At 48.0% G+C, this 23,923-nt stretch carries 18 protein-coding genes; 12 read left to right on the forward strand and 6 right to left on the reverse strand.

The window, feature by feature from the left end:
• The first annotated feature begins 16 nt into the window (after positions 1-16).
• The 5 genes from tldD to Q4Q50_RS18055 all read left to right on the forward strand — a co-directional run bounded on the left by tldD (position 17) and on the right by Q4Q50_RS18055 (position 6,591).
• Positions 17-1,465, forward strand: a complete 1,449-nt coding sequence (gene tldD / locus Q4Q50_RS18035; protein ID WP_011847928.1) for a metalloprotease TldD — start codon at positions 17-19, stop codon at positions 1,463-1,465.
• 265 nt (positions 1,466-1,730) lie between these two features.
• Positions 1,731-3,176 (forward strand): TolC family protein, encoded by a 1,446-nt coding sequence (locus Q4Q50_RS18040; protein ID WP_311900489.1) that lies wholly within the window; start codon positions 1,731-1,733, stop codon positions 3,174-3,176.
• Positions 3,166-4,140 (forward strand): HlyD family secretion protein, encoded by a 975-nt coding sequence (locus tag Q4Q50_RS18045; protein ID WP_311900490.1) that lies wholly within the window; start codon positions 3,166-3,168, stop codon positions 4,138-4,140. The genes Q4Q50_RS18040 and Q4Q50_RS18045 overlap by 11 nt, the downstream gene beginning before the upstream one ends.
• Positions 4,141-4,220: 80 nt before the next feature.
• Positions 4,221-5,438, forward strand: coding sequence for an ABC transporter permease (locus Q4Q50_RS18050; protein ID WP_311900529.1), 1,218 nt, complete (start codon positions 4,221-4,223; stop codon positions 5,436-5,438).
• Between the two features lies 1 nt (position 5,439).
• Positions 5,440-6,591: an ABC transporter permease gene (locus Q4Q50_RS18055; RefSeq protein WP_311900491.1), complete on the forward strand. Its 1,152-nt coding sequence runs from the start codon at positions 5,440-5,442 to the stop codon at positions 6,589-6,591.
• 85 nt (positions 6,592-6,676) lie between these two features.
• Here Q4Q50_RS18055 and Q4Q50_RS18060 read toward each other — a convergent pair whose 3' ends face one another.
• Positions 6,677-7,078 (reverse strand): hypothetical protein, encoded by a 402-nt coding sequence (locus Q4Q50_RS18060; protein ID WP_006083244.1) that lies wholly within the window; start codon positions 7,076-7,078, stop codon positions 6,677-6,679.
• 538 nt (positions 7,079-7,616) lie between these two features.
• Here Q4Q50_RS18060 and Q4Q50_RS18065 point away from each other — a divergent pair.
• Positions 7,617-8,948, forward strand: a complete 1,332-nt coding sequence (locus Q4Q50_RS18065; protein WP_300478437.1) for an APC family permease — start codon at positions 7,617-7,619, stop codon at positions 8,946-8,948.
• 138 nt (positions 8,949-9,086) lie between these two features.
• Here the strand turns inward: Q4Q50_RS18065 and Q4Q50_RS18070 are convergent, their stop codons facing one another.
• On the reverse strand, positions 9,087-11,609 hold the full coding sequence (locus Q4Q50_RS18070; RefSeq protein ID WP_311900493.1) for an Ig-like domain-containing protein: 2,523 nt from the start codon (positions 11,607-11,609) through the stop codon (positions 9,087-9,089).
• A gap of 29 nt (positions 11,610-11,638) precedes the next feature.
• Positions 11,639-12,175 carry a ribosome biogenesis factor YjgA gene (yjgA, locus tag Q4Q50_RS18075; protein WP_006087030.1) on the reverse strand — a complete coding sequence of 179 codons (537 nt, stop codon included), beginning with the start codon at positions 12,173-12,175 and terminating at the stop codon, positions 11,639-11,641.
• Positions 12,176-12,349: 174 nt separating this feature from the next.
• Between yjgA and pmbA the strand changes: the two genes are divergently transcribed.
• Positions 12,350-13,693 carry a metalloprotease PmbA gene (gene pmbA / locus Q4Q50_RS18080; protein WP_311900495.1) on the forward strand — a complete coding sequence of 448 codons (1,344 nt, stop codon included), beginning with the start codon at positions 12,350-12,352 and terminating at the stop codon, positions 13,691-13,693.
• A 242-nt stretch (positions 13,694-13,935) separates the two neighbouring features.
• On the opposite strand, the gene Q4Q50_RS18085 is transcribed toward pmbA, so the two are convergent.
• Both Q4Q50_RS18085 and Q4Q50_RS18090 read right to left on the reverse strand, forming a co-directional pair.
• Entirely contained in the window at positions 13,936-16,062 is a 2,127-nt protein-coding gene (locus tag Q4Q50_RS18085; RefSeq protein WP_311900497.1) for a TonB-dependent receptor, read from the reverse strand.
• Positions 16,063-16,414: 352 nt separating this feature from the next.
• Entirely contained in the window at positions 16,415-17,263 is an 849-nt protein-coding gene (locus Q4Q50_RS18090; protein ID WP_311900499.1) for a substrate-binding periplasmic protein, read from the reverse strand.
• A gap of 274 nt (positions 17,264-17,537) precedes the next feature.
• Between Q4Q50_RS18090 and Q4Q50_RS18095 the strand changes: the two genes are divergently transcribed.
• A complete protein-coding gene (locus tag Q4Q50_RS18095; RefSeq protein WP_311900501.1) occupies positions 17,538-17,762 on the forward strand; it encodes a ribosome alternative rescue factor ArfA in 225 nt (74 codons plus the stop codon).
• Positions 17,763-17,957: 195 nt separating this feature from the next.
• Complete coding sequence (gene fumC / locus Q4Q50_RS18100) at positions 17,958-19,361, forward strand: class II fumarate hydratase (RefSeq protein WP_311900502.1); 1,404 nt, start codon at positions 17,958-17,960, stop codon at positions 19,359-19,361.
• 271 nt (positions 19,362-19,632) lie between these two features.
• Here fumC and rimO read toward each other — a convergent pair whose 3' ends face one another.
• Positions 19,633-21,051, reverse strand: a complete 1,419-nt coding sequence (gene rimO, locus Q4Q50_RS18105) for a 30S ribosomal protein S12 methylthiotransferase RimO (RefSeq protein WP_012088137.1) — start codon at positions 21,049-21,051, stop codon at positions 19,633-19,635.
• Positions 21,052-21,469: 418 nt separating this feature from the next.
• On the opposite strand from rimO, the gene Q4Q50_RS18110 reads away from it, so the two are divergent.
• The 3 genes from Q4Q50_RS18110 to Q4Q50_RS18120 all read left to right on the forward strand — a co-directional run bounded on the left by Q4Q50_RS18110 (position 21,470) and on the right by Q4Q50_RS18120 (position 23,747).
• Positions 21,470-22,183 (forward strand): oxidative stress defense protein, encoded by a 714-nt coding sequence (locus tag Q4Q50_RS18110; RefSeq protein ID WP_006083233.1) that lies wholly within the window; start codon positions 21,470-21,472, stop codon positions 22,181-22,183.
• A gap of 203 nt (positions 22,184-22,386) precedes the next feature.
• On the forward strand, positions 22,387-23,160 hold the full coding sequence (locus Q4Q50_RS18115; RefSeq protein ID WP_311900505.1) for an EAL domain-containing protein: 774 nt from the start codon (positions 22,387-22,389) through the stop codon (positions 23,158-23,160).
• A gap of 125 nt (positions 23,161-23,285) precedes the next feature.
• On the forward strand, positions 23,286-23,747 hold the full coding sequence (locus Q4Q50_RS18120) for a hypothetical protein (RefSeq protein WP_006087020.1): 462 nt from the start codon (positions 23,286-23,288) through the stop codon (positions 23,745-23,747).
• Positions 23,748-23,923: the final 176 nt, after the last annotated feature.

Genomic DNA, 23,923 nt, shown 5'->3' on the forward strand with positions numbered 1-23,923 from the left:
GTCAAAGAGAGCATAGATGCCATTTTTAGCACAAGTAGAGCAAAGTTTATTGAAGAATGGGTTAGCGTTAGAGGGTCTACAAACCTATCTAAACACCATACATCAGCACAAAATCGATTATTCCGATCTCTATTTTCAAGGTAGTCGCCACGAGTCTTGGGTGCTGGAAGACGGCATCATTAAAGACGGTAGTTTCCATATTGAACGCGGTGTGGGCGTGCGTGCTATCAGCGGTGAGAAAACCGGTTTCGCCTATGCCGATGATATTACGCCAGCAGCCCTAAGCGCTGCCGCTCATGCCGCACGCGGCATTGCCAGTGCCGGTGAGCAAACTCAGGTTCAAGCCTTTAAACGTCAAAAAGCCTTGGCATTATACGACAGCTTAGATCCGATTGCGGCGATGGAAGAAGTCAAAAAAATCAATCTGCTGAAAGAAGCCGATGCCTTTATTCGCAGTTTAGATAGCCGCATTATTCAAGTCGTTGTTAGTCTTGCGGGCGTGCACGAAGAAATCCTTATCGCTGCTAGCGATGGCACTTTAGCGGCAGATATTCGCCCTTTAGTGCGCTTTAACTGTAGCGTGATCTTAGAAGAAAACGGTAAACGTGAACGTGGCGGCGCCGGTGGCGGTGGTCGTCATGACTACGGCGTATTAATGGCAAGCGATGACACTGGTTTACCTATGTGCTTCGCCTTTGCCCGTGAAGCCGTGCGTCAAGCACAGGTCAACCTTAACGCTATCGATGCGCCAGCGGGCGAAATGCCAGTGGTGTTAGGTAATGGCTGGCCGGGTGTATTGCTCCACGAAGCGGTTGGACATGGTTTAGAGGGCGACTTTAACCGTAAGGGCAGCAGTGCTTTCAGCGGTAAGATGGGTCAGTTAGTCGCCTCTAAGTTAGTGACTGTGGTCGATGATGGCACCTTGCCTAATCGTCGCGGTTCACTCAGCATCGACGATGAAGGTGTGCCGACCCAAAGAACCGTACTGATTGAAGACGGTATTTTAAAGGGTTACATCCAAGACAAACTCAATGCTCGTTTGATGGGCGTTGCGCCAACGGGTAATGGTCGTCGCGAATCTTACGCGCATTTACCTATGCCACGTATGACTAACACCTATATGACGGCGGGTGAGTCGGATCCAAGCGAGATCATCAAGTCAGTGAAGAAGGGCATTTACGCCCCGAACTTTGGCGGTGGCCAAGTGGATATCACTTCGGGTAAATTTGTGTTCTCCGCATCCGAGGCCTATTTGATTGAGAATGGTGAAGTCACACAAGCCATTAAAGGCGCCACTTTAATCGGTAACGGCCCTGAGGCTATGAGCCAGATTTCTATGGTCGGTAACGATATGGCTTTAGATCAAGGTGTTGGCGTTTGCGGTAAAGACGGTCAAAGTGTCCCCGTAGGCGTAGGCCAACCCACCTTGAAGTTAGATCGCTTAACAGTGGGTGGTACGGCTTAGTATTCGTTGAGCTTGTAGATGCGCGATGGCGATAAGCGTGGTAACTGGCAAGGCTTTGTTCGGCTTTAGGCTCATATTGAAATGTATGTTCATGCTTAAGCGCATGAGCATGTTGAGCGCCAAGGAGCAAAACTGAGATAAATCGCCTTAGTCGCTCGGTCGCAGAGTGCTAGGTCCGATCCTCTGTGGTCGTCCTTCTAGCCGCTTAGCATGATGGATGTTATCATTCGCAAAGGAAATTAGAGTAACTACTCTAGAGGTGTTAATGAAACTATCACGTGTGGCTTGGCTGTGTTTACTGCCCTTGCCTTGTTTATTGCCTTTGGCTGGTTATGCCCAGCCCACGAGCTTCACCGACGCTTGGCAACAAGTGCTCAAGGTGAGCGACAAGTTGCAAGCGCAATCCCAGGAAGTGAATCGCGCTAAAGGTGAAGAAGAGGCGGGCGAGAGCTTAAATCTGCCCTCCTTGAGCCTTAATGGCAGTTATACCCACCTCGAAAAACCGATTGAACTGGATCTTCGGGATCTCAATCCCTTAGCCTCCCTTGATCCCGCGACGTTACCACCCGCCCTTGGCGGTGCTCTGGCGAGCATTCCGGGGTCAATGTTTGTCACGCCTTTTACCGAGCAAGATATCTTCCGCGCGAGCTTACAAGCCATGTGGCCGATTTATACGGGCGGGCAGATCACCGCAGCCCAAGGTATACACGCGGCTATGGTGGCCGAGAAGCAACAAGAGTTACAGCTCGCCACCCGGGATTTATTTACCCTATTGGTCGACAGATACTATGCCGTTGATGTCACGCTGGCGCTGGTGAATACCCAAACCGATCTTGTTGGCTCTTTAACTAAGCATGTTGACCATGCGCTCGCGTTAGAGCGAGAAGGGCAAATCGCTAAGGTTGAGCGCCTCAATGCGCAGGTCGCGTTAGATAATGCCAAAGTCAATTTAGGCAGCGCTCGCCGTCAGCACGAAATGGCAGTTATCGCCCTGTCGCGCATGTTGCAGCAAAGCGATGTTGGTACTGAGTCACCTCTATTTGTCTTGCCGCATGCGCCGTCTTTAGGTCAGCTCACCCAAGTGACGCTGAGCCAACATCCAGCGCTTAAATTGCTCGAAGCCAAGGAAGCGCAGGCCAATGGCTTGGTTTCATTAGAACAGGGTAAGTATCACCCCACGGTTTTCCTTTTTGGTAATTATACACTTTACGAAGATGACAGCCTGTTTTCTCAGGTAGAGCCCGATTGGATGGTCGGCGTCGGTGTGAAAGTGCCTATTCTAAGCCGCGATGGTCGCAGTGGTAAGGTCGAAGCCGCCAAGAGTGCACTCTTGCAGGCCCGTTATACCAAGGCGCAAACACGGCAAGACTTGAGTCTGTTACTGGATCAAAGTTATCGCCAATTATTACAGGCCGAAGAAGAAGTGAAGGCGCTGGATACCTCACTCGAACTCGCCAGCGAAAACCTGCGCCTGCGGGAAATCGCCTTTAATCAAGGGCTTTCAACTTCTATCGACAGAGTCGATGCCGAGCTGAAACTCAGCGCAGTCAAGACTCAGCAACTGGCCGCCCGTTATCGTTATGTGCAAGCCTATGCCAGATTAATGGCCATCAGTGGTCAATTAGATGAATTTATCGGTCGTACCATAGTTCGAAACTCAGCTCAAACCACAGCCCCTACCCAAGTGCAGGAGACAAACAATGCGCGCTAACAGAATACTTGCCCTTGTGGCGTTGGTCGCATTAGGCCTTATCTTGGCCTATGGCCTCAAGCTGGCGTACAGTCCGCAGCCGAGCCTGTTGCAGGGCCAGATTGAAGCCCGCGAATACAATGTCTCCTCTAAGGTGCCAGGCCGTGTTGAGCAAGTGCTGGTGCGCCGTGGTGACAGTGTGGCCGAAGGGGATTTGTTGTTCGCCATCCACAGCCCTGAGTTAGATGCTAAGTTGATGCAGGCCGAAGGTGGCCGTGATGCCGCTAAAGCGATGCAGCTTGAAGCCAACAACGGCGCCCGTAGCCAAGAAGTGATGGCGGCCAAAGAGCAATGGCTCAAGGCACAGGCAGCGGCAACGCTGGCTAAAACCACTTATATCCGCGTTGAAAACCTCTTCAATGAAGGAGTGGCCGCGAGACAAAAACGCGATGAAGCCTTTACCCAATGGCAAGCGGCGAAATACACAGAGCAAGCGGCGTTAGCCATGTATCAAATGGCGCAGGAAGGCGCGCGGGTCGAAACCAAAGCCGCTGCCGCCGGTAACGCCCGTATGGCCGAAGGTGCGGTAAAAGAAGTCAACGCCATTATGCAAGATAGCCAAATGCGCGCGCCTAAATCGGGTGAAATCAGCGACGTGCTATTGCAGGCGGGTGAATTAGCGCCTAGCGGTTTTCCGATTGTGAGCCTGATTGACATGCAGGATTCATGGGCCGTGTTCCAAGTGCGCGAAGATCAACTTAAGCGCTTCAAGCAAGGCCAAAAAGTTCAGCTGAATATTCCTGCGCTCGGGCAAGATGTGGACTTTACTGTGTCCCATATCAGCGTGATGGGGGATTTTGCGACATGGCGCTCGACCGAGAGCGGCCACGATTTTGATATGCGCACCTTCGAAGTGGAATTGCGTCCAAGCCAGCCGATTGCCGATCTGCGTGTCGGTATGTCTGTGTTGCTGCGCAGTGAGTAACAGCCGTGACTGAACGCACGCCCAACGCCAATACGGTCGACAAGACTAAGGATGAATCACAGCCATCGAGCAGAAGCTTTATGGCCTTGCTCATCGCGTTAGTTCGCCGTGAGCTCAGTGCCCTGTGGCGCGATCCTTGGCAGTTGGCGCTGATCAGTTATATTCCGCTGATCGGGATTTTCTGCCTGTGGTGGCTATTCAGTGCAGGCTTACCAAGGCAACTGCCGGTGGCGATTGTCGATCAAGACCACAGTCAGTTGAGCCGTATGCTGACCCGTCAGCTGAAGGCTAATCCTGTGACAGAGCCACAAAACTTCACCGATTTAGCCGCGGCTGTGTCGGCGATGCAGCAGGCGAAAGTCTACGCTATCGTGGTCTTTCCCTATGATATGAAAAAAGATTTGCTCACTGGCCACAAGCCCACCATAGATGTGCGCTACAACAGTCAATTTTTGCTGGTGGGTAAGTTACTCTCAAGCCAAATTCAGTTGAGTCTGGGTGACGGTTTATTGCACGTCGCGGGTTTAAAACAGCTCGCCAACGGTACACCTAAATCCCAAGTGGCAGTCAATTTAAGCCCAGTCAAAAGCCAAACAACGGCGCTGTTTAACCGAAATAACAACTACATAGGCTTCTTAGTGCCGCCAGTGCTCGTTGCGCTGTGGCAGTTATTATCTATGTTGGTCATGGCCAACAGCTTAAATCGAGAGCTGCATTTAGCGCCCACGACTCAGATCAATGGTATATCGAATACCTTAACCGAGCATTTTTGGCCTAAGGTGCTGGCGAAATTAGTGTTGTTTACGCCGATATTGATGCTGCAGGGCGGCTTTATTTTAGCTTGGCTGTATTTGTATCTTGCTCTGCCGATGGCGGGGAGTTTAGCCCTATTATTGCTCGCGCAATTAGTTATGTTATTGGCAGTCTGGAGCTTAGTGTTATTAATATTTGTAGTGATGCGTGACAGTGCGCGGGTCATCAGCTTTTGTACCGCTTTATTTGCGCCAGCGTTTGCTTTTATGGGCATTACTTTTCCGACTCACGAAATGCCGCAATTAGCCCAGTGGTGGCGACTTATCATGCCATCGAGCCATTATATTGAGTCCCATGTGAGTGTCGTCAGTTATGGCGCCGATTGGCCTAATGTGGCGAGCCAGCTCAGCGGTTATTGGGGCTTTATCTGTTTGCTGCCTTTGATATATTTTCTATCGCGTAAATTACTGCCCATCACGATCACCGCCAATACTATCGTGACTGCATATGACTCGGACGCAGCCTTACCTGCGAAGGAGCAATAGGATGAATATGTGGCGACTGATATTAACTGAACTTAAGGCCATTATTAGCGATAAAGCGATCGCAGTGACCTTGTTTGGTGGTGTGCTGTTTTATTCGATTTTATATCCTTTACCTTATCTGAACCAAGTGCCGACCGAGCAACAACTGATCGTGGTAGATTTAGATCATTCCTCCCTAAGCCGCCAGTTGATCCGCCATGCTGACGCTAGTGCAAAAATCCAAGTCATAGGCCAAGTGGGTTCGATTACCGAGGCGAAGCGTTTTATTGAGACGCGCAAGGCCCACGGCTTACTGGTGATCCCAGAAGGTTTCCGCCGTGACTTAATGCTGGGTAAGGGAGTGACGTTAAGTTATGGCGGCGATGCCAGTTATTTCCTGATTTACTCCGCGGTTGTCGAAGGCTTAGTGAGCGCGGGTATGGACGCGGGCAAGCAAGTGCAATTGATTGGCATGTTGGCCCAAGGCACAAATCCTAAACAGGCTGAGCAGAGTGTCAACTCAATTCACCTCAATAGCGTGCCCGCCTTTAACCCAAGCCTAGGTTATACGCCCTATGTAGTACCTGGACTATTTTTGCTGATCTTGCATCAAACCTTGCTCATAGGCACAGGTATTTTAGGGGCAGGGCAATGGCGCCAGAAAGGCTATTGGCAGCAGGCCTCGCCCATACAACTTTTATGTGGGCGAATACTCGCCTTCATGTTGATTTATCTTTTCTTTACTAGTTTTTACGTCGGCTATTGTTATCACTGGTATCACGTCAGCATTCAGGCAAGTCTGGGTGTTGTCGCGTTATGGTTGTTACCTTTTTTATTGGCTACCGCCGCTGCTGGGGTCGCCATGAGCACCTTGTTTACCCGCCGCGATTTACCGACCCAAGTGCTACTGTTGATTTCAATGCCAATTCTATTCGTGTCAGGTTTTGTCTGGCCGATAGCGCTCATTCCTGAACCACTGGTTTTAGGTTCGCAGTTTATCCCTGCCGTTCCCGCAATTATGGGCATGTTAGAACTCAATCAAATGGGCGCAAGTTGGGCGAGTGTGATGCCCAAGTGGCTACAACTCTGGGGCTTATTTGCGGTTTTCTTCGGCTTAGCTTTCTTAGGTATTAAGCGCAGAGCGAGATTGTTGGCTGAAGCTAATCAGCTTTGATGGGACTCGCGGGACAGAGCATCTCGCGAGTGTTTACAGGTCTTGTACTTTACAGGGGCAGTTTAGGTACTTCTGGAATTAATCTTTAGAAGTAGAGACTTTCAACAATTTTACCATCCACGAGCATATCGCACTTATCGCCTGAGCTCGACTTAGTCGCTTGAATGACGCCGGCAATCGCGCCAAATGCGCCACCTTGGCTGCTGAGCACTGAGCCGAAATAGCATTGGCTAGAAATCTTGAAATCCTTGTATTTGCCGCTCAAATGTTGAGTCGGAGTATAAGGAGGGAAAGTGCCTTTCATAACAGAGTCGCCATTCACTGAGAGTGAAATATTTTTGCGTTCTGTATCAAAACTGCCACCAAAAACTAAGTTAATACCATCGATTTCAACGGTTTTTTCTTGAGCGATAATAGGTGGTTTTGCGGCGCAGGCGGCGAGAAAACAGCTGCCAATGGCCAGAGAGATTAAAGTAATTTTACGCATGTCATCTTCCTTTTGATGCGATAAAACAAATGAAGCAGTCGCTTCGCAAATTAAACGGCCCCTGTTTAGTTTTGCCGAACGATTATATCTATATCTGCTTCATTTCCAATAACAAATTTAATACAAATGAAAAATTATCCTGTCTTGAGCTTATCCCTGCTTATTCCGTTAAGTTAACTCTCATCGCGCAGATAGCCAGCAAAGTGCCCTTGTTGGGTTGTCTTCTTATTGGTTTTGGGGGAGAATGCGCGCCGAAAAAATGGCCGAGGTACTCAGTATCTCGGTTATTTTTATTTAGAGAGTATGCGTTTTAAAACAATTGAGGCCGGTAAACATCCGGAAATGATATGAGGTTCGACTGAACCTATTTTAATGAGGACAAATCAATGTGGCTGTTGTGCGCCGAATTTTCGGTCATTGTCGTAAATCAAGTTGTTGAGTTAGCCATTAAGCCTAAAGTGCTGATGGTGAGTCACATGCCAGAACCAATTGCAGATGCATGGTTAGCTGTTCACCCCTGTGCAATGGGGGCGTGCTCATGAGTCAACACAAACCGGGTTTGAAGCAGACCCTTAATTTATGGCAAGTGGTAGTGATGGGGCTCGCCTATCTCACGCCTATGGCTGTTTTTGACACCTTTGGTATTGTTTCCGAGATTACCTCTGGCCATGTGGCTACGTCTTATCTATTCGCGCTGGCGGGAATTTTGTTTACCGCGTTCAGTTATGGCCACTTAGTGCGTAAATATCCCTACGCGGGATCAGCCTACACCTACGCCCAGAAAACCTTTAGTCCGAATGTCGGCTTTATGGTGGGCTGGTCGTCACTGCTTGATTATATGTTTATGCCAATGATCAACATGTTGTTGGCAAAAATCTATTTAACCGCCATGTTCCCCACTGTCGAACCTTGGATCTTCATTTTCGCACTCGTGACCATAATGACCCTGCTCAATCTTAAAGGGATTGATTTGGTGGCTAACTTTAATGGTGTGATAGTGTTTGTGCAGATCGCCATTATCCTCGTGTTTATAGCATTAATGGCCTATAGCATTTCCCTTGGTGAAGGCGAAGGTGCGATTGCGAGCGTACGGCCTTTTTATACCGATAATATGGCGATAGTGCCGTTATTTACTGGCGCCACTATTTTGTGTTTTTCCTTCCTCGGCTTCGACGGTTTGAGCTCGCTGACTGAAGAAACGAAGGATGCGCAGCGTGTTATTCCTCGTGCTATCGTGTTGACTGCCTTGATTGGTGGGGTGATTTTTGTCGGCGTGTCTTATTTCCTTCAGCTTTATTTCCCCGATATTTCCCGCTTTCAACAGCTTGATGCAGTATTGCCCGAAATCGCACTCTACGTTGGAGGAAACCTATTTCAGTCCATCGTATTAGTGGCGACTACAGTAGCCGTGTTGGCATCCGGCATGGCTGCCCACGCTGGCGTTGCACGGATTTTGTATGTAATGGGGCGAGATAACATGCTGCCACGTAAAGGGTTTGCTTATATCCACCCTAAGTGGCGTACCCCTGCATTTAATGTCTTGTTGGTGGGAGCGCTGGCGCTGTCTGCGGTATCATTTGATTTGGAAATGGCCTTAGCCTTAGTGAATTTTGGCGCCTTAGTGGCGTTCACCTTCGTGAACTTAGCCGTCATAGTGCAGTTTTATGTGAGGGAGCGACGTAATCAATCCTTTAAAGATCACCTGCAATACTTAGTGCTGCCCCTGTGTGGCGCGGGTACTATTGGCGTGCTTTGGGCAAACTTAGAGCCACAGTCATTAGAATTGGGATTAATTTGGGCTGCCGTGGGAGCTTTATATCTAGCCCTGCGTAGCATACGTTTACGCCGAGCAGTAGAGTTACACAATTAGTTGCTGCATAGGATCATAGCGTCGCAGCTATTGCTAACAACTGACAAGGGTTTGATTGAGGCAGCATAGCCTTCTAATCAAACGTCCAATTGAAAAGACCCGCATTCGCGGGTCTTTTGCTTATGTGTTAATTAGCTATTATTGCAGCAGAATATTGAACTTAAGTAGGGTTTGGACACCACGAGGTGTGTTCACTGTTAGCACCACTTGGCTGCTAGCGGTTTCAGTATTTTTGAGGTAAAAGTCCGTCATACTTGCATTCGCATCATTCGTTTTAGGCACAGTATAAGGCGATGACAGTAATTCACCTTTATCTGCATCTACATTAAGCGTTGTACTAGAGGGCATAATTTGATCGGCACTATCGTAGAGTTTTACGATAAATTTGGATGTTTGCCCAGCTGGTATGGCCGTTAACGAATCAAGATTGTTAAGAATATTTTGACCTTGGTGATCTTCATATACTTTGACACCATCTTGCCACAGTGTGAAATACGCTTTCGAGCCAGACATTATCATCACGACAGCTTTGCGGACGTAAGTTTTATTGGCTTGTCCTGTCCCACAGAGCGCGCCTTGACATTGAGGACCGTTAAACTTGCCATCGGCACCTTTGTAGGTGTCGCTAGCGAGGTTATCGAAATAACGTTCACCGCTATCATAGGCGAAGTTTTCGTTATCATCGCGAAAGGCTGTCGGCAAATCGCTAAAACCTGAGCTGTGGAATGTTTCTACATCTAGGCCGTTACCACGACAGGAAACGGGGGCGCCATTCATTATGCAGGCTTTTAGAATTGCACCGCCATCGGCTGAATCAAACTGGTTGTTACCATTAGTATCGAAAAAAGTTTCATGGCCTAACGCATAAGCTAGCACAGTTATACGGTGGTCCTGAGGCCTAGGATCGCTCGAGGTCCAAGTGACGCTACAGGCTCCATTTTGGGTTAAGCAGCTTGGCTCTATTTGGCCGCCTTCACTGGTAAAGTTAACTGTTGTGTCATTTGGCGCTGGGTTGCCAAAACTATCGGACAGTCTTGCTGTCACTGTGACTTTTTCACCATCTACATTACCCGCTTCAGGATTGGCATTCGTAGTCGCTAGACTAAACCCAAGCTGTTGCGGTAGACCAGTATTTACAGTTAATTGTTCAGATTGGCTAGTGATGACTTCTTTAGTATCAGTATCAACGGCGGTAGCGACCACGCGCACAGGTGTGGGGACAGTGCCGGATAATACGCGCACACTGGCGATACCTTGGGAGTTAGTCAGGCTTTGCGCATTCGCAGTGCCATTAGCAAAACTTAAACCACCAACCACAGTGTCTAAGGTAAAGCTGACTTCTTGCTGCGCTGCGGGTTGGCCATTGGCGCTGGTGACTTTGAAGCTGACTAAAGAGGATTCGCTTGCACCTGTGCCGCCCGCACCTTTAATGCGAATTTGTGCTGGCTCTGCTGACTCAAAACTTAAGCTGGCAAGCGTTTGGCGTTGTAGTGTGAACGGGAAATTTGCCGTTAGCGTCTGATTGCCTGCTACTGTCGTGGCGATGATTTGGTCGCTACGTTCACTGTTGCCACTGCAACTTGTGTCTTGGAAGGTTGAGCTCGCATTACCCGATAAGGTCGTAACTGGGGTATCGAGTGTCGCACTATTACTGCTGGTGCAATCTGAGCTAAAGCTGATGGAAGAGGGTGTTTGCACTCGGGTAATAGTACCGTCATTGGCCTCTAAGACTAAACTTGCGGTCACCCCAAAGCTGCCGCCTGCGCTGATCTTATATGCGCCATTGGCATCGGCGGTTAAGGTGCTCACCAGTTTACCTTCAGTAAAGACAGCGCCATTGAATGAGCCGAGTTTCAGCGTACCTTCTTGATTGACGGCATCTTTACTCAAAACTTCATACAGACTGCTGGTTTGCAACGATTGACCTTGATAGTCCACTGTTACTGTGAGGGAGTTTGCCCCTAATTCAGTTGCACTTGGCGTATAGGGCACCTGCGCAATACCTTGGGTGTTGGTCAGCGCACTTGCAGGATTCAGCGCTGCAGAACCTGCGGCGAACGTCACTTTCGCGCCTTCGATGCCGTTGCTTTCGCTATCGAGCAATATGGCTTGCAGTTGTACCGACTCATCGACTTTGAAGCGAGTCACTAAGGCTGAGCTATTTAAAATACTGGCGCTGAGTTTAGGAACGGCAGGAGAGGTACCATCGCTAACAACTAAAAACTCAAAATTGCGGGTAGCTGTTAGCGCCGTTGTGGAATCATTTGGGGTTGTCGTTGCAGTAATTATCCCTGCATTGACAAGTAAATCAGGATTACTAACGATAATAATGGCTTCACCGTTATTGTCTGTTAGTTTGCTATTAGGTGTTAATACACCAAGGTCTGTCGTAAAGTCGACTTTCTGCTTGCTTACTGTAGCTGAGCCTTTCTTTAACTTCGCGACTGCGCAAAAGCCTGTGTCTTTAGGGAAACTTTGGAGTGAAGTAACACTGCCGCATTCAGAACCCGATAAGGTTTTAAAGTCGATAGACAGTTTATAGATACCGTCAGTGGCATCTGTGCCACCGTTATCTTCGTCCGCAGGGCCGTTACAGGCCCCGAGTCCAAATAGTCCAATAAAAAGCAAAGCTAGGCTACATAACGTTTTGCTAAGTCGCATAAGCAACATCCTTGTGGGGCTGAAGTTAATTAGTCTTGGATTTCGCTGCGTAGATATTTAAACAGCTCTTTAGATGATTTTGATTCTGGACCTTTGGCCAGTTCTTTGGTCGCTTGACGCACCAAAGTACGCAGTTTTTGTCTGTCTAATTGCGGATAATGCTCAACTAAGGTTTGAATTTCAGCATCACCTTGGGTGAGTAAGCGTTCACGCATTTTTTCGAACATCTGCAACTTCGCAGTTTCGTTGTTGTTTTTATTCAACACGATAGCGAGTGAAGCCTTAATAGGCTCGATATCAAAATTACGCATCAATTTGCCGATATACTGCATGTGGCGACGATACGCCTCAGTATTAACCTTGATTTTGCGTGTTTGCAGGATAGCGTCGTACAAAAACTCATCCAGCTCGATTTTATCTAGCTGAGTCTTGCTCAGTGAAACAAGCTCCATACCGACTTTTTGCACGGCTTCACTATCACGCTTGTCCGTTGTTTTACTGCTGACATAATCTTCATCTATGTCGTAGGGCTGTTTAAAATGTTCTGAATCACCAACAATCTTCATATCGATAAAACCTCAAGTAAATAACTGGCTAATAATAACATCTCCAGCCAAAAATCGCCTAGGTGAATGTGCTTAGGATACGCGCTCAAGCCTAAGTCGGCGGTGAATAATTAATGTGAATGGGATTTGTGTTTGTTATGCTAGCGTCATTGCCGACAACGAAAGAGTAGCTTTGTGTCTTTGAACAGAATCGATAGTGAATTGGGCGCGCTGAAAGATGCGGTGGCCGTGGCGCTGGAATATGCCAACAAATTAGGAACGAACGCTGCCGAAGTGGCGATCAGTAAACAACAAGGTTTGTCGGTTTCTACCCGTTTAAAAGAAGTTGAAACCGTTGAATTTAATAAAGATGGTGCCTTAGGGATTACGGTTTACCGCGATGGTTGCAAGGGCAGTTCATCGACGTCGGATTTAAGTCCAGAGGCCATAGCCTTAGCGGTGAAAGCGGCTGACGATATTGCCCGTTACACTTCGCCCGATCCCTTCAGTGGTCTTGCCGATAAAGCCTTGATGGCAACTCAGATCCGCGATCTTCAGCTGTATTATCCACAAGATATTTCCCCCGATGAGTTAGCCCAACTGGCGATCCGCGCCGAAACTGCGGCGCTTGATGCCGATCCGCGCATTAATAATTCCGACGGCGCCAGTGCCAATGCTCACACTGCGGTTAAAGTGTATGGCAACAGCCACGGTTTCTTAAACGGTTATTGCAGCTCGCGTTATAGTTTAAGTTGCAGCGTGATCGGTGAAGATAGCGAAGGCAATATGCAACGGGATTACGATTACACTATCGCCCGTGAATTCAGCGAGATGCTTGCACCTGAAACGGTCGGTTTAAAGACCGCCGAGAAGACAGTAAGTCGCCTCGGTGCGCGTAAGATTGCGACAACGCGTTTACCTATTTTATTGGCGCCAGATATCGCCACAGGGTTAATCGGCCACTTCATCGGTGCGATCAGCGGTGGCAGTTTATACCGTAAATCCAGTTTCTTATTGGATTCGATCAACACTCAAATCTTCCCCGATTGGTTCAATATCGAAGAACAGCCGCATTTACTGGGCGCACTGGCGAGCGCGAACTACGACAGCGAAGGCGTGTCGACCCAAGATAGACGGATTATTGACCGCGGCATGTTAGAAACCTATTTGCTGACCAGCTACTCGGCGCGCAAGTTAGGCTTAACCAACACGGGTCACGCGGGTGGTATTTATAACTGGACGCTCGGCCACACAGGCCAAACCTTCGACGAATTGGTAAAAGACATGGGCACAGGTTTGATTGTGACCGAAGTTATGGGCCAAGGCGTGAACATGGTTACGGGCGATTATTCCCGTGGTGCGGCAGGCTTCTACGTTGAAAACGGTGAGATCCAATATCCAGTGGAAGAAATCACTATCGCGGGTAACTTGAAAGAGATGTTCCGTGGTGTGCAAGCCGTGAGTAAGGATTTTGATCTGCGCTCATCGATTCGTACCGGCGGCATCTTGTTATCTGAAATGAAGATTGCGGGTAACTAATCCATAGTTTTACTCTTTGTGCATAGTGCTTAAGTCGTCTTAGAGCTTTAGTGCCTGTACTCTAGTGTCAGTGGCATGAATGTGGTTTGAGCATAAAAAAGGGCAAGCGATTAATCACTTAATCTGCTTGCCCTTTTTGTTTAACGTTTGGATTAGAGTTATTCGCCCTAAAAAACCGTGTCGTTAAAAAGCCATGTGGTTAAAAACGATGTTATTAAAAACAGTGTCTTTAAAATCGGTCGTTAAAACGCATAGCTTGCGCTGAGTTCGAACGAGCGGCCTGCGCCGGCAATCTGGTTAAAGCCATTGGTATTATCGGCCTTAAATTCCGCCACACTCACGCCGCCCAACGGCAGCTCATAGTAACTGTCGAACAGGTTATTCACGGCGAAGGTAACAGTCAGAGCCTGCCATTTCATGCTGCTGTTTAAGTTAAGCAAGGAGTAGCTATCGGTTTCATTTTCAAGGCGGCGGTCATCCACGCGATCTTTGGTCGCAACCCATTGCCATGAAAGGCTGTTTTCCCAGTTACCGAGCTGATGTTGCAGTGCCAGCTCAGTTTGCAGCGGCTTGATTTGATATAAAGGCTCATTGCCTTCATCTCGCTCACCACGGGTCACATTCACTTTGCCTAACACTTGCCATTTACCTGTGCTGGTTTCAGCAAACTGATAGAGCGCATTAAAGCGTGCACCATAGAGATTGGCATCTAAGTTAGTGAATTGAAGAATATTGCGTTTGCCATCAGCTGAACTAGTGCGATTAAAACTGCCAATCACTTCGGCATCGATATAGTCAGTCACCGCTGTGTACCAAGCTGTGGTCGAGACTTGCCAGCTATCACCGTTATATTTGTAGGCCGCGCTCAGGGTATGGGCAGTTTCTGGCTTAAGATCTGGATTACCTACATAACCATTACCATCGCCATACCAACCTATCATAGTGGTTGCCATAGTGCCGCGGCCCCAGCTGTAACGCTCGTACAGATTGGGGGCTCGATTCTTGCGGGCAAGGCCAAACTCAAGTTGTTGATTGGCCGATAACTGATAGCGAGCCAGTAAGGTGGCGTCGATCAGATTATCATCACGTTTTCTGTCCATCTCGTTAAAGGCCTGCGCCGCAGCGGCATCCATATTCGGCATGCCCATCATTGGCATGTCACTATAAGCTTGGACTTCACCGGTATTGGTGGTGACATACTCAAAGCGAACACCCGCCGATAACCACCAGCTAGGGCTTAAATCTTGCTGCCATTCGCCATAAACGGCGGCGCGGCGACGTTCGCCATCGTTGATGTTGATGTAATCATTCGGCGCCATCATAGTGCCTGGCACCGCAGGCCACACATCGTCGAGCTGGTAGCTATAGAATTCTTGGCCGACCAGTAAGGTGCTGTCATCGCCCATTGGCAAGCGCCAGTGCAGTTGATAGCTGTAGTCATCACCTTCAGTGTTCATCGGCATCTTGCCGGTTTTTTCTGGGGTGAAAAAGCCCATCTCGTGCTTCACGCCGTGCCAATTGAATTGGGCGCTGAACTCGCCGTCATCGTCGAGTTTAAGTTGATAATGGGCGAGGGCACCGTAACTCTTGTTATCCGTCATATCCATGTATTGGTTAGCAAAACCTTGAAATGGAATATTCTGATGGGTCAGTTTGATGGCGACTTGTTGAGTCTCATCGCGCCATGCGGCGGTCAATGCATGGTTTTGTGCGCGGTACAGGGTATCGATGACTTTATCGCCATTGCCATCTTTATAGCTGTTGGCATCTTCATAGGCGCCTTGATAGCTTAGGCTGATATTTTTGCCGGCAACTGTGGCATTGGTGCCCAGTAGCAAGGTATCACTCACGCTGCGGTATCCCGTTGAGATATCGCCGTTATTCCACTTGATGCTATCGCTTTCGCCAAATTTAGGATTAAGGCTGCTGACTTTGATCACACCCGCGATATTGTCGCCACCCGCGCTGACTGGCGATACACCCGCAATCACTTCGGCTGTGGTGACTTGATTGGCGGAAATATAGGACAGCGGTGGATTCATTTGATTGGCGCAGGAGGCTGTAATGTCCGCACCATCAACTAACACTTTAATGCGATCGCCCATCATGCCATTGAGAATAGGCAGAGCTGATACGCCACCCGCTTCGGAGAAATCTACTCCTTGTCCTTTCAGCAGGTTTTCAGCCGAACCTAGCGTGTTGCGGTTTTCGGTCTGTTGGCCGTGGACTTCTAAGCGTTCAATATTGGCTAACTCGCTGTCATCGGCCATTGCCTGCGGTGCTAACGATAAGCCCATGGCGATTGCGAGGGATGAGGAAATTACTGAAGTGTTAAACGGGTGAGATAAATACGCAGAATTTGCAGCCATCTTATTGTCTTCCATTCACTTGGATTAATTGCGCTGCATTATAAAGAGCATCTAAGAGTGACAGGTGCGGCATATTGTCGCAGAGGGCAACAAAGCGGGTTAAAAACAGAATTGAGCTTGAGCAGAAGGTAAATTCCTCGCACTTGAATCACTTAGGCCATGATTTTCTTTGACTCTTTAAACATTGTGCTCATCAATCATCAATCATCAATCATCAATCATCAATCATCAATCATCAATCATCAATCATCAATCATCAATCATCAATCATCAATCATCAATCATCGATAAGCGTATCAATGGAACCTGCGTTATCGGCCGTCAAAGGTGGGATGAGTTTTTAAGATGCGAGCTAACCAAAATACTTGCTATACAGCCGCTGAGTTTCGCCTTGGGAATCCATGGCGGCGAGTGCTTTGGCAAACTGGAAAGCTTTAGAATCAGGCGCTAACACTGTGGGGCTATTGTCTGGGCTGATGGGGTTATCGGCGCGATAGTTTGGGTTGTGCCTACCGCGGTAGTGACGGCTTTTTTTCGAGAAGCCGAGGTACATTTCCTGCGCTGATTGGCAGCAGTTATAGTGGAGTTTGAACTGAGTGGGGTCGCGATCGTTAAGGTAATAATGCAGCGTGGTTTGATCGTAGATGAAAAAATCCCCTTGGTTTGAAAGCAAATAATCCAAGGCTTTAGACACATTGAGTTCAGGCGGTTTACGTACTTGTATTTTGTCCGGCAGGCCGCCAAAGTCGTAACTGCCGGGGGCGATTAAGAGGGTCATCTTGTTGTTGACCAACTGCTCAATCGAGCGAATATCGGCGGCGCCCGCACGGCTAATGCCTATGGCGCGTTCCGAAAGTCCATTAGGGATAAAGTGCGCGTATTTAGCCCGATCTTCGGTGAAGTTAAGCCCGGGATAAAAGTCGATATTGCCGAGCTTGAGATCCCGCAGTATGCGTAATTTAGGTGCGCGCACCACATTGAGTTTGCAGCCAATCTTGTCCGCCGCCGCTTGGTAAAGGTCGTGATAAAATCCCGTGTTATTGGGCTCATCTCCAATAAAAGGTAAGCGTTCGCTGGTGCGATACCCCATGGTAATCACACAGGCGTCTGAACTGGAAAAGGCATTGGCGAGCGGAGCTTGAAGTGTCATCAGCAAAAGCAGTGCGCCGAGCCAAGGTTGAGCGACTAACGTGGATTTCAAATTGATCTCCTTATCTGTCGATTACAAAGTGTAACCTGAGTGCCAATAAAGGTTATGGCAAAATCCGTAAACTAAATCTTAAAATTTATTAACTAAATCTTATTGATTATTAAGCTAATATATTATTTTTGTTTGAATAATCTATCATACTTTCCTACTAGTCAAAGCCATTTTTTATGTTGGAGTGCACAAACTCTGTACATCTGATTTGATTGCGTTATAGTTTGCGCTGTTAGGCCATGGGCTTAACTTTCATTAAGCAGTGAGGTATAAAATGACTAAACAAAAACCGCAAAATATGACCTTAGAACACGAAAGTGGCCGAGGCACCATTACCGACAACGCACTTAAAGCGTTAGTGACGAGTCCCTTGTTTAGGACCCGCACCGAGAAAGCCAAAAAGGGCAAAGGGTCATATGACCGTAAGGCACAAAACCGAAAGGGGCATCAGCATAAGGGCGATGCCCCTTTTGACTTTCTAGGTCTGTGCTTTTGTTAATCTGCTTTTTACTGTTTTAGTCTGCTGTGTTAGTGCCTCGCTAATCCTGCCAATTCACGCTCTTCCGCCTGCCTTTACGCCAATCTTTACGTTTAAATCAGCCTTATCATTGATACTCCTTGTTGGAGGTTAATTGTACTTTCGCCCTGAGCGAGTATGGTGAAGGCTTAGAGGGTTTTAGCGAAGGAGATGCGCATGGAACAGCAATATCGAATCGAACACGACACTATGGGTGAGGTACAAGTCGCCGCAGACTGTTATTGGGGCGCGCAAACCGAGCGTTCGCGGCAGCACTTTCGTATCGGTGTCGAAGCGTCAATGCCGATTGAAGTGATCCACGCATTTGGCTATCTCAAAAAGGCCGCCGCCATTACCAATCAACAACTTGGCGCTTTGACTCAAGCTAAAGCCCAACTGATTGCCCAAGTGTGCGATGAGCTGATCGCAGGTGAACTCGATACGCAATTTCCCTTGGTTATTTGGCAAACAGGCTCGGGCACGCAAACCAATATGAACGTCAATGAAGTGATTGCCTATCGCGGCCATGTGCTCTCGGGTGGGCAACTCACCGATACGGTTAAATGTTTGCACCCCAATGACGATGTTAACCGCTCGCAATCTTCCAACGATACCTTTCCCACCGCCATGCACATTGCTGCTTATCGTCAAGCCGTTGAGCTGGTTTTGCCCTGCATGAAGTCACTACAGCAGAGCTTGCAGCACAAGGCCGAGGAGTTTGCGCACCTAGTTAAAATCGGCCGCACGCATTTTATGGATGCGACACCGTTAACCTTAGGCCAAGAGTTTTCGGGTTACGCCGCGCAATTAAGTCATGGCATCGAAGGCATTGAGCACAGTCTCAAGCGGGTGGCCGAGTTAGCCTTAGGTGCGACCGCAGTGGGCACTGGGCTGAATACACACAAGGATTACGCCGTTAAGGTGGCGGACAATATCGCAAAACTCACAGGCTTGCCCTTAGTGACGGCGCCGAATAAGTTTGCCGCCCTTGCTGCCCACGATGAATTAGTCGCCCTGTCGGCGGCCTATAAAGTGGCGGCGGTCAGTTTAATGAAGATCGCAAATGATATTAGGATGTTAGGTTCTGGCCCGCGCTGCGGCATCGCTGAGTTATTACTGCCTGAAAATGAACCTGGTTCCTCCATCATGCCGGGCAAAGTCAACCCGACTCAGGTTGAGGCTATGACTATGGTGTGCGCGCAAATCATGGGTAATGATGTCGCCGTTGGAATTGGAGGCAGCAATGGTCAGTTTGAGCTCAATGTGTTTAAGCCGATGATCATCGCCAATGTGCTGCAATCGGGGCGCTTATTGGGGGATGCTTGTCAGTCGTTTAATGACCATTGTGTGGTTGGCATAGTGGCAAATGAACCTCAGATTGCTAAGCATGTGGAAAACTCACTCATGCTAGTGACAGCGCTGAATCAACATATCGGTTATGAAAAGGCCGCTAAGATCGCCAAAAAAGCCCATAGCGAACACAAGACGCTGCGCCAAGCGGCATTAGAACTGGAGTTGGTGACAGCAGAAGAGTTCGAGCTTTGGGTTGATGCCAATAAGATGTTAGGGCCAGATGCTTAATATCTATTGCTTAATACATAATGTCTCAGCCTAGCTGCTGATAAATCAGCGGAAGTTAGGCTGGCAATGAATCAAGATCGTGAGCCGAGATAATGAAAAGAAATAGTGTGATGAGATAGCGAGAAGAAATAGTGTGATGAGTTAGTGAGGCGAAGCAGTGGAGTAAGGATGGTGAAGCATTCGCAGTGTTAATGCTTACGAAATGATAAAAAACAAAAAGCGAACCAGAGGTTCGCTTTTTGAGTCATAGCCTGTCCTGTATCAGAACAGCTTAGTCTTGGGTGTCAGCGTCTACTACTTCAGCCCACAGATCGTGTTCATCTGAATGGGTGATGCGGGCACGAACCAACATACCAGGTTCCAGCTCAGTTTCACCATTGATAAACACCATGCCGTCGATTTCAGGTGCATCGGCGAAGCTGCGGCCAATGGCGCCTTCTTCGTCTACATCATCAATCAGAATATCTAAGGTACGGCCAACGAAACGGGCTAAACGCTCGGCGCTGATCTCGGCTTGGACTTCCATAAATCTGTGGTATCTGTCTTCTTTAACGTCTTCGCTGATTAGCTCGGCGATGGTGTTGGCGACAGCGCCATCCACTTCTGAATACTTAAAGCAACCGACGCGATCAAGACGTGCTTCTTTTAAGAAATCGAGCAGGATTTGGAAATCCTCTTCGGTTTCACCAGGGAAGCCGACGATAAAGGTCGAGCGGATCACTAGATCTGGGCAGATTTCACGCCAGCGTTGAATCGCTTCTAACTGACGGTCAACACGGCCTGGGCGTTTCATCATCTTCAGGATACGTGGGCTTGCATGCTGCATTGGAATATCTAAATACGGCAGGATCAAACCTTCTGCCATTAGCGGGATTAAATCGTCAACCCATGGGTAGGGATAGATGTAATGCAGACGCACCCAAGCGCCCATTTTACCCAGTTGGCGCGCTAGGCTAGTAATGTCTTGCTTGACTGGCATACCGTTCCAAAAATCGGTACGACCGCCTTTGTCTTTGCCGTAGGCCGAGGTGTCTTGGCTCACAACTAGAATTTCTTGTACGCCTGATTCCACTAAACGCTTAGCTTCATCTAAGATGCTGCCCGCTGGGCGGCTGTCGAGGTCGCCACGTAGCGAAGGAATAATGCAGAAAGTACAACGGTTGTCGCAACCTTCTGAAATCTTTAAATAAGCGTAATGCTTAGGCGTTAACTTAACCCCAGTTTGTGGGATTAGTGAGGTGAAAGGGTTGTGCTCTGGCTTAGGCACGTACTTGTGAACATGCTTCAACACGGCTTCGTAGCTGTGTGGGCCAGTGATTTCTAACACATCTGGGTGCACTTCGCGGATTTGGTTTTCTTTGGCGCCAAGGCAGCCAGTGACGATCACTTTGCCGTTTTCTTCTAAGGCTTCACGCACAGCATCCAGAGATTCTTCCACCGCAGCATCGATAAAGCCGCAGGTATTGACGATAACTAAGTCGGCATTGTCGTAGCTGTTAGTGACTTCGTAGCCGTCGATGCGTAACTGAGTCAGAATACGCTCTGAATCCACGAGGTTTTTTGGGCAGCCCAAAGACACGAAACCGATGCGATTCCCAGTGGTAACAGCATTAGTGCTTGCTGCTTCTAATGTTTTGACTGGGATATCAAGCGTGGTCGTTTGCTTGGGTTTAAAAGTTTCAACTGTCATGGTTTCTCGCTGAGGTATAAGCCGCCTTAAAAAAGTTGGCGGATTATACCTGAAGTGATTAAAAGGTACAGTAGCTTTGGCTGAAAAGTGTACAATTGGGGCGCTGAATATGCCAGTTAACCCTAAGGCCTATTTTGGGTGTGGATATAGGAAGATAAGCCAAAGATCCAAGGTCGAACTCATCTGGATAAAAAGCGCTGAACATTTTTTCAGAAAAATTAACCCTTTTTAAAATTGGTCGCGTTTATAGGGGCAAGAGACAATTTCTTGATGCTGTTACATATTGGCACAAGTATTGGCACTTTTTACTGATAGCCTAAGCGCTAAATAAGCGACACAGTCGTTTTAGCCGTCTCGTTTTGAATATGCGTTCTATTTGAAGTGGTTTAGGTATAAGCACATTATTTTGGAGTAAGTTATGAAAAATTCTCTTTTAGCGGTATTGGTGGCGGGTGGTCTTTTTTCTAGTGCGTTTATGGCGCCAGCGGTACTCGCTGCTGAGGTCGATTTCCCGCATATTGAAACTATGGGTGTGAGCCAAATCCAAGTCGAACCCGATATGGCGGATGTGAATGTGGAAGTGGCCGTGACCGAAAAAACCGCTAAAGCCGCCAAAGATAATTCCGATGCCGCCGTGGCTAAGTTTATCGCCCGTCTCACCGCCGCGGGTGTGACTAAAGATCAGATCCAGAGCGCGAATTTAAATCTTCAACCGCAATATGTGTATGTGCAGGATAAGGCACCTGAGCTGACGGGTTACACCGCCAGTCGCCAAATTACCGTGACGGTAACAGACTTAAGCCGCTTGAACGCTATTTTAGATTCAGCCTTAGAAGAGGGCATGAATCGGGTGAATAACATCGCCCTTAAGTCGAGTAAAGAAGCTGAATACGTCGCCAAGGCACGTCAAGCTGCGATTGTGGATGCCAAACAAAAAGCCGAATCTTTGGCTAAAGGCTTTGGTGAAAATCTCGGTAAGATCTGGCAGATCCGTTATTACGATCAACGCCCTGTGCAACCTGTCATGTTACGCATGAGCGCTAAAGCCGATGCCATGGGCGCCGCCGAGAGCTATCAGTACGGCCAAGTGAGCATAGAAGATAGAGTTGAAGTGATTTATAAACTGAAGTAAATCAGTCAGAGGCATATAGTGATGGATGAAGCTCCTATTGGGATTCATCCATTTTTTTATGCCGTTTACAATCGTTTTATATTTTTGGAAATAGCATTCTTCACTCTATATGTGATGGATTTTATTAGGATGATGAACAGTAAAAACTGGCAAATTTAACCATTTATCCTCACACTAGTAAGGTGATGTTAAGGAGGCCGTTTATGGATTTCCCCGCTCGAATAAAGCAGCAAACATGCATGGATTGCTTAAGTGGTAAGTCATTAGGATTTGAAATTCGCATGGCATTTCAACCTATCATTCATTGGCCTAGCCGTGAGAATAGCGGTTATGAAGCCCTTGTTAGAGGTCCCGAAGGTGAAGGGGCTGCGTGGGTATTTGCACGAATTAACGATAGCAACAAATACTATTTTGATCAGGCTTGCCGGGTTAAAGCGATAGAAACCGCTTCAAAGCTGGGACTCGATAAGATGCTCAGTATCAACTTTTTACCTAACGCCGTATATAACCCTGAGACCTGTATCCGCGCGACGATTGAAGCCGCCGACATGTATGGGTTTGATATTCACAAAATCATGTTCGAAGTGACAGAGGGTGAGCAAATTGTCGATCGGGCGAAATTAGTCCGCATCTTCGAGAGTTATGCTAAGCGTGGTTTTATCACCGCAATCGATGATTTTGGCAGTGGTTTTGCTGATTTAAGTTGGTTGGATGCCCTGCGCCCTCAAGTATTAAAACTCGATATGACCTTGATCCGTGATATCGATGTCGATAAAGAAAAACAGCTGGCGGTGGATGAAATACTGCGTATTTGCCTAGAACTTAATACAAGAGTCTTGGCCGAAGGCGTTGAGAGCGAAGCCGAACTGAATTATCTCGCTGGAATCGGGATTGAGTATTTTCAGGGTTATTACTTTGCTAAACCTAAGCTCGAACATTTAAGCACCTACGAAGAGCTGAACTTTCATGCACCATAGCCGCGCTCGTTCAACATCTTAAACTACTTGGTTATTCTTCTGCTTTGTGCGTTTACCATCGAATCTAAAATGGCGATATCGACACATCTGACTAAGCTTACTCTGACTCAAACAAAGGAGGTGTTATGAAACAATTTACAGCTTTAACCCTATTAGTATCTTGTTCCTTACTGCTAGCTAGCCCAGTATTTGCCCACGGTGAAATCGGTGAACCCTCGGATGGCGCCAAGGGAATGGCGGGTGCCATGGGCACCATAGAATTTAAACCCTCAGATTGGCAAGAGAATAAACAGAGCTGGTGGAAGGACAGTGATGGTGTTGCGCCCGGTGTTGCCGGTTGTCATGTCGGCACCGATGCACAAGGTGTGCCTAATGGCAGAATGTTTGGCGAGGCGTGTTTGCCCGATGGCTTGTTAGTCGAATCCAATCCCGGTAAAGATGTGATACACGGTCACAGTGACGACTTAGGTCATCCTGATACCTTTGACTGTAATGCTTGGTGTGTTGGCGAAGGCAAAACTGCGGGTATGTGTGAAGTGGCCGCTGCGCCACCTTGCGAGCAATCCGCGAGATGTGCCTGCAAGTAGTTAATTGTGAGTGTGAGCTCGATGTGTGTTGTGAGTTCACTGCGATTTCTTTTCTTTAGCTAACATATTCTTCTGCTGGTGATTATCGCGCTTAGCGCCTCTCCTACCCAACATACTTATTTGAATCCTTGAGTGCACAATTGGCCGCTTTAGCTTTAGCCGTACTGAGCTGCGGG

The organism is Shewanella scandinavica (assembly GCF_031932065.1).
Taxonomy (GTDB): domain Bacteria; phylum Pseudomonadota; class Gammaproteobacteria; order Enterobacterales; family Shewanellaceae; genus Shewanella; species Shewanella baltica.